The sequence below is a fragment of the Methanothermobacter defluvii genome, assembly GCF_003385755.1.
GTDB lineage: Archaea > Methanobacteriota > Methanobacteria > Methanobacteriales > Methanothermobacteraceae > Methanothermobacter > Methanothermobacter thermautotrophicus.
The window spans coordinates 956,916-964,201 of sequence record NZ_QREL01000001.1 but is presented as its reverse complement, the minus strand read 5'-3'; the positions used below and the strand labels follow the sequence as shown (position 1 = coordinate 964,201).

Sequence of the window (7,286 nt, the reverse complement as noted above, 5' to 3'; positions counted from 1 at the left end):
CATTAGACGTATTAGTGAAGTGATCCACCCGAGTTCGGAAGGTCTTCAAGCAAATAAAGGGCATTAATTGATGCTGCCTTCACTCCTGTTAGATTTTATGCTTGAATATCGATAGAAAGTAGCCACCGAGTGAACCTGTAAACCTTATTAACTAGTTCTCACCTAAATTACAGTTGGGATAATTGATGACACTCTTTACTGCTGCTGATTAATAATTCTGTGGCCTCCATTTTATATGCTCAGAAACAGTTTATAATTTAATATGGAATTATAGTAAGTTATAGCAGGTGAATCAAATGGAAATAGTTTTTATTTACGAGAATCCACATGCAGTTCATGCAGCATTTGCAAAGACTATAACTAACAAATGGCAGTTTTATGGAAGTAATCTTAAATCTATAATGAAGATTTTTTTAACTTCAATTATTAAAGATAGATACAAGGCGGATGTGGTTTTTTGTGAGGGTGGATTTGGTTTACCTTTAGCGGCGCTTAAGAAAATTAAAAATCCCAGAACAAAGGTTATACTTCTTAATGCAGATCCATTTTTTTATTCTATTCCAAGGCACGTATTTCCTATTAGATTGCTGATGAAATTTTTACTTATTTTTGTTGACAATATAATAGCAATATCCGAAATGAATAAGAACTTATTTTTGTTGACAATATAATAGCAATATCCGAAATGAATAAGAAATTAGCATCTAAATACTTCAAATCTCAAAATATAAGCGTAGTTAACGCTTTTGGCGTTAATGTGGCTTTTGATCTTAATTGTCCACTGCACACATCAAAAATAATGTTCATCGGGATTCGCCCGGATAAGTGTTTCCATAATCTTGTTGAGGCTGTAAGAATTTTAAATGGCTATGATGGAAATTTTCAGCTTTATCTTATTGGATCTTGTTCTGATGTTATTGAAGATGATTATGAATGGTTGCATAAGGTTGGCTTTACTAAGCACCCCGAACAGTACTTCAATAAATGTTCTTTTTATGTTAATCCAGCTGACTTTGATTCATTTCCTGTTTCTGTACTCGAAGCTATGTCAGCCGGCATTATACCTATTATTACAGAGAACACTGGCCAGTCTGATATTCTTAGAGAATATGGTCTTGATTTTTTAATAATAAATAATAATGAACCTGCTACAATAGCTAGGAAAATCCTTGAAATTTATAGTAAACCTTTGGGATGGAAAAAAAGGGTTTCCATGAAGTGTAAAGAGATAAGTAGAATCTTTTCAGAAGAAAATCAAGTGAAAGAATTCAAAAAAGTGTTTAAAGAAATTTTAGAAAAATCTTAAGATTTAATTTGAAAGTGAGCATTTAATTTGTAACATATAACTTAATATAAACCTTAAATATGATGAAAATGTTAAGAATATTCTAAATAAAGATTCTAAATAAAGAACAGCTAAATCAAGCATCTTATCCAGCATCTAGGATCATGTGCATTTGGAAGAATATTTTTTGGAACGTAGTGTGATATGTAACTTCATTCAAGCCGGGTGTTCATGAACAATAAATGCGTTAGACGTATTAGTGAAGTGATCCACCCGAGTTCGGAAGGTCTTCAAGCAAATAAAGGGCATTAATTGATGCTGCCTTCACTCCTGTTAGATTTTATGCTTGAATATCGATAGAAAGTAGCACCGAGTGAACCTGTAAACCTTATTAACTAGTTCTCACCTAAATTACAGTTGGGATCATTGAGTAACTAATCATGATAAAGGAGTTACATCATTTTTCTACGAAACTTGTAGGGAATACAATGAAAGTTTTAAGTGTTAGTCTTGGGCAACCAAAAGAGAGTTCTTGTTGGTTACGAATAAAAAAACAGGCGGAACTTCTGTCTTCAATTGGTCATGAAGTTGAACTACGTTTCTATAGCAGAAAGACTCATTTATCTTTTGAACCTCCATTCAAATACTCCATAATTAGAGTTTCTCCTCTGAATGTTCATCTTAAGCACTTTATTAATACTCCGGTAGATAAGTATGATTTGGTGTTTTGTAATCTGGCACCATCGGCATTTATATGCTCTTTATCGAGAATAAGGGGGATTCATATCGTATTGGATAATCATGGGGATCTAATAAGTGAAATGGAATTATATGGGGTTGGTTTGTTGAGGAAGATTTATTATAGTATCATCTCTTCCTTAACCTTTAAAGCTTCCAGCAGGGTGATCTGTGTCTCCAGGTCGATGATGAAGGATTTGAGGGAGAGGGGGGTCCCGGAAAAAAAGTTGTACTGTGTAACCAATGCCACGGATCTGGATCTCTTCAGGCCCCTCAATGAAGATGAAGCAAATAGGATGAAAAAAGATCTGGGATTAGAGGACAGATTAACCTTCGGATACATAGGCGCTGATGACAAGTGGCAGGGTGTTGATAAACTCATTGAAACAGGCGAGGCTGTTGATTACAGGGATATCTTCTTCCTATACGTGGGATTTTCAGAAAACATGGAAAGGTCCAATAATGCATTGTATATACCCAAGGTCCCCTTTGACAGGGTTAAATATTATTATGGTGCCTGTGATGTCCTGGTCCTCCCCAGACCATCACATAAATCCGCTGAAGTCGCTGCACCCACCAAATTCGCTGAATACGCAGCCATGGGCAAACCCATACTGACAACAGATGTGGGGGATGCAGCTGCCCTGGTCAGAAAATATAAATGCGGAATCGTCATCGATGACAACAGCCCTGAAAACCTCTTAAAGGGGATAAAAGAATTCAGGTCCCTCCCTGAGGATGAACTCCTGAGGATGGGTAAAAACGCCAGGAAAATGGCTGAGAAGGAATTCAGCATGGAAAAGATGAGAGAGGACTTGAGAAAGGTTATTGAATCCTTAGGGTAGTATTAAGAGGCAAAGTTACAAAATTTTTTAGAAAATAGTGCCAATATGTTGAAATCCTATTTCTTTGATGATGCAATATAGTAGAGATCTTTTTTTGCCGGATTTCCATTCATACCTTTAATAGTCTTTTATCGCATGGCGTTGGCTGATATAACGTATGCTGAAAAGTTATAGCAGACAATTTGCTGCTCTTCACATTTTTCTATTTGGTGCTTGAATAAACTGAAAAGCATTATCAATAATGGATATCTGTAAAGATTATTAAACTATTCTCACTTAAATACCTAGGAGATCACAGTGTACACCTTCATCTGTTGAGACATCAGTGAGTATTTCATGATTTCTAGAAAGGCTAAAAACTAACAACTTAGGGGGATAGCATGTTGAAAATCTTACTTACAGGACCTACTGATAGATTAAACAGAGGAACCGAGGCATTAGTTCTGAGCAGGATTACTATTTTAAACAGTTTTTTTGAATCATCGGTATTTTTTATACCATACCTGAACCTTTATTCTATTCCAGATTCAGATCATGAGATAGTCCCCTATAAAAGGATAGGTTTGATATTCCCCACCTTTTTATCTTTAAAAACACCCTTTATCATTCTATCTGCCATCATCTGGTCATTTTTATCACACATTAAAGACTTAAAATTTATTTTAGACTGGAATGAAGGTTTAAATATCCTTAAAAATTCAGACATAGTCCTTACAACTGGTGGGGATGTTTTATCTGAAGACTATGGTATATTTAGTTTCTTAACAGAACTTTGCGGTTTATGTTTAGCTATCCTACTTGGAAAGCCATTCTTCGTTTTCGCGGAATCAGTTGGCCCATTCAAAACACGATTAACATCACTTATGGCAAGGACAATTCTCAACAAGGCCTCTCTTATTACAACAAGAGACGAAATCTCCTTCAACTATCTGAAAGAAATTGGGGTTAACAGGCCTCCAGTCTATTTCACAGCAGATTCAGCATTTGTACTTGATAGAAGAAGGGTTAATAATCCATCCCTGGAGGAATTCCTTAAAAGGGATAATATAATAGGATTCTCCATCAGCAACGCCATATCAGAGTTTGGTGGGGGGGATTATGACGATTATGCTAAGCTAATGGTAAATATAATTGATAAATTAATAGAGGATTATGATGCTAATGTTCTCCTGGTAGCCCATGTAACCGTTGAAGGTTTAAATGATGATAGAATCATAAATGAAAAGGTCTTTGAGATGGTAAAAAACAGGGATCATGTTTTTAATTTGAAGGAAGACTACAATGCAGAGGAACTCAAATACGTTATATCAAAGTGCGACCTCTTTGTAGGTGCACGTATGCATGCCAACATAGCAGCCCTCTCCAGCTGCGTCCCGGCTGTTGCAATATCCTACAGTATAAAAACCCCGGGTTTAATGAAACTCTGCGGTGTTGAAGATTATTACATTGAATTTGAGGATCTATCAGAGGAATTACTCATGTGTAAAATAGCAGATGCATGGGAAAACCGTGAAAAAATAAGAGGACATCTCAAAGAAACAATACCTTTAATAAAAGATAGGGCTATGAGGAATGGTGAACTCGTAAAGAGAATCTGTGATTCAATGGGTATCAGCTGAGAAAATCCCTTCTTGCCTTGAGGGCTACAATGGTCTGATAAATGGTAATGTACTTTAACATGAGCTTCTTTGGGATCCTGAGGTTCTGTGGATATATACGGGCTATTAACCTGTCAATAATATCAATCCTTGGAAAAACGGTTCTGTAGATATTATTACCCATCTGATAAACCTTCTTTTTCATGTAAAGATTGTAGATCTGGGACATGATCACCTTGGAGGGTTGAATAGGTTCTATTTCACATAGATCATCAAATCCTTCAATTATTTCATGATTTTTCCTCTGTATTACAAGTGTTCTTCCCCTTTTTTCGTTTTCAAATTCCTTGAGCCAGGGGTCCGCAAAGGAGATATCTGAAAGTTCCGCCATATGATCTGCGCATAACCTGCACCTCTCAGGCATGAATAGCTGCCCGAACCCTGATCCCCAGTACTCAGGTAGTAGTAGTATTTCACCTGATTCTGTTTCAATCCTCAGGCTTCCAGGCCAACCCTCCCCACGGTACCTTATGGATTTAACATCACCCGGATCAACACCCAGCCCTTCAAGAAGGAATTCTGTTGCTTTGAAAGTTGGCGTATGATTACATACAATCCCCATGTGATAAACTATCCTCTCCCTCAGTTTTCTGCTGACCCTCTCAGCCTTCCGCACACCATGGATGTGGCATGGTAGGCCCACAACAGCGTAACGGCCGGGCCTTTCAAGTATCTCCCGAAGGGCAACGTTTGCAGGTACAGGGCAGTACTTGGACCCCCTGCTCTCAACGATCTCCTGGGGTGTCCTTGCAATGAAGGGTTCAGGTTCAAGGGGTCTCTCAGGATTCATACGGGTCACAAGGGCGCCATCTATGAGGCCCTCCTCCAGGAGATAGATGAGGATCTGACTTATCATACCACCGGAGGATGCACCATACCTGAGTTCCTCATCACGGCTGTGGGCGGTGTAGCATTCCTCATAGTTACCCATAAGGATGTCCTCAGGCTCCCTGCCAAAGACCCTCATGTTAAGGTCGGTGAAGTCGACCCCGATGCCAGGGCATACCTTAAGGCATAGGCCGCATTCATCACACTCACCGTCAACCAGGGGTTCATAGACACCCCTGTCATGGTCTATTCTCATCACAACACTTCCATGGGGACAGATCCCTGCACAGGTTCCGCACCCGGTGCAGAGGTCCCCAACCTCGCTGACATTCCTCATCTATTTCCTCCCAGAACTCCATGCCTGTCGTAGAGCTGCTTCATGTGTTCCTCCCCAGAAGGTTCATTATAATGGCCCTGTCCTCCTCCCCGAACTCACCCAGAAGGAGGAGGGATATGAGGTAGATTATGGCTGCAACACCTACAACGAGGAGCAGATTGATCCCCCGGATCTGGTAAACCATGAGGGCCATCAGGGCCGCTGCAGCAGCGGGTTTGATGAACTCCCGGTTCAGCTCCACATCACCGTAGGATTCACCTATGTAGTAAATGAAGAGGATGTAGAGCAGCAGCTCTGATAGCACAGTTGCAGCTGCTGCACCGATGTAACTGTAGTATGGTATGAGTATCATGTTAAGTACTATATTGAACGCTGCACTTATACCCACACTCAACATCCTGTACCCCTGCCGGTCAATGGAACTCAAAAGGGTCCCGGTTATGGTGCTCACAAGCCTTATGGGGATGAAGAGCGCCAGTATCTGGAATGCCGGAACCGCCCCGACGTATCCCCCTGCATAGAACAGGCCGATGAACCTATCTGCAAGGACGAAGCACCCCGCGGCAACAGGGAAACCAGCGATTGCAAGGTACCTTGCCGATATCCTCGTAAGGCCATGGAGGGATTTAGCGTCCTCCTTGAAGTACCTTGACATGACAGGGTAGACTGCAGCAGACACCATACCAGAGACTATCATGCTGATGGCGAGGAGGGGGTTGTAGGCAGCATTGTAGATACCAACCGCAACGTCATCCCTCAGGAGACCCAGGAGGACAGTGTCAACCCTGAAGAAGAAGACTGCAAATAGGGAGTTAAGCCCGAATGGCAGACCCATGATGAGCATTTTCTTCTGGAGTCCAGTATCGATGGATAGGGATGGCCTTATGAACCTCCTGAAACTGATGGATGCTGCAACAGCGATATCAAGGATACCTGCGAGTACATAGACCCATGCAACAACCATCAGACCGTAGCCCATGAGTAGCACGCCCAGGCCGAGGGTCACTATGAACACCCTCTCTATGATCTGAAATGTTGCAACGTACTCCATCCTCTCCCAGGCCTGGAAGAGTGAGAGGTAGGTGCCTGAAACCGTTAAAAGGATGTTGTAGATTCCAAAAAGGTAGAGGAGGATCGATGCATCACTCCCGGGGTCCATGATCCATGTCAGAACGGCTATGAGAATGAAGGTCATGATCGAGAGGGGGATCTTCAGCAGCACGGCATTGTTAACATAATGTGAGGAAAGATCCCTTTCACGCGCAATCTCCCTCACAATGAGCTGGTTAACCCCAAGATCTGTGAAGGTCACAAGGAGTGTTGTGAGGGAGAATGCGAAGTTGTATTTACCGAAACCGGCCTCCCCCAAGAACCTTGCAAGGTATATCATGAATACAAATGACATGAGGGCTGTTAGTATCTGGGCAGTCCCTGTAACCCCGATGTTCTTGACTATTCTCTGGACCTGGTTCATTAAGTAACACCTGAAGCATGATTAAGTGGATACATCCTGAATTTCCATTTCATTGATATTTTGTGGATCTCCAGCATTAATTTAGTAATCTGGAACTATAAAACTAGCTAATTCATTAGTT

Annotated in this window: 6 protein-coding genes; 4 read left to right on the top strand and 2 right to left on the bottom strand. The window is 40.8% G+C overall.

What is annotated here, in order from left to right; genetic code table 11:
• The first annotated feature begins 296 nt into the window (after positions 1-296).
• From C7452_RS05050 to C7452_RS05035, 4 genes are all read left to right on the top strand, one after another.
• Positions 297-671, top strand: coding sequence for a glycosyltransferase family protein (locus C7452_RS05050; RefSeq protein ID WP_115892424.1), 375 nt, complete (start codon positions 297-299; stop codon positions 669-671).
• Positions 672-685: 14 nt separating this feature from the next.
• Positions 686-1,306 carry a glycosyltransferase gene (locus C7452_RS05045; RefSeq protein WP_115892423.1) on the top strand — a complete coding sequence of 207 codons (621 nt, stop codon included), beginning with the start codon at positions 686-688 and terminating at the stop codon, positions 1,304-1,306.
• A 419-nt stretch (positions 1,307-1,725) separates the two neighbouring features.
• A complete protein-coding gene (locus C7452_RS05040) occupies positions 1,726-2,868 on the top strand; it encodes a glycosyltransferase family 4 protein (protein WP_115892422.1) in 1,143 nt (380 codons plus the stop codon).
• Positions 2,869-3,248: 380 nt separating this feature from the next.
• On the top strand, positions 3,249-4,487 hold the full coding sequence (locus C7452_RS05035) for a polysaccharide pyruvyl transferase family protein (protein WP_115892421.1): 1,239 nt from the start codon (positions 3,249-3,251) through the stop codon (positions 4,485-4,487).
• Here the strand turns inward: C7452_RS05035 and C7452_RS05030 are convergent.
• Both C7452_RS05030 and C7452_RS05025 read right to left on the bottom strand, forming a co-directional pair.
• Positions 4,480-5,691, bottom strand: a complete 1,212-nt coding sequence (locus C7452_RS05030) for a Coenzyme F420 hydrogenase/dehydrogenase, beta subunit C-terminal domain (RefSeq protein ID WP_115892420.1) — start codon at positions 5,689-5,691, stop codon at positions 4,480-4,482. The genes C7452_RS05035 and C7452_RS05030 overlap by 8 nt on opposite strands.
• Before the next feature lie 40 nt (positions 5,692-5,731).
• Entirely contained in the window at positions 5,732-7,165 is a 1,434-nt protein-coding gene (locus C7452_RS05025) for a flippase (RefSeq protein ID WP_115892419.1), read from the bottom strand.
• Positions 7,166-7,286 lie beyond the last annotated feature (121 nt).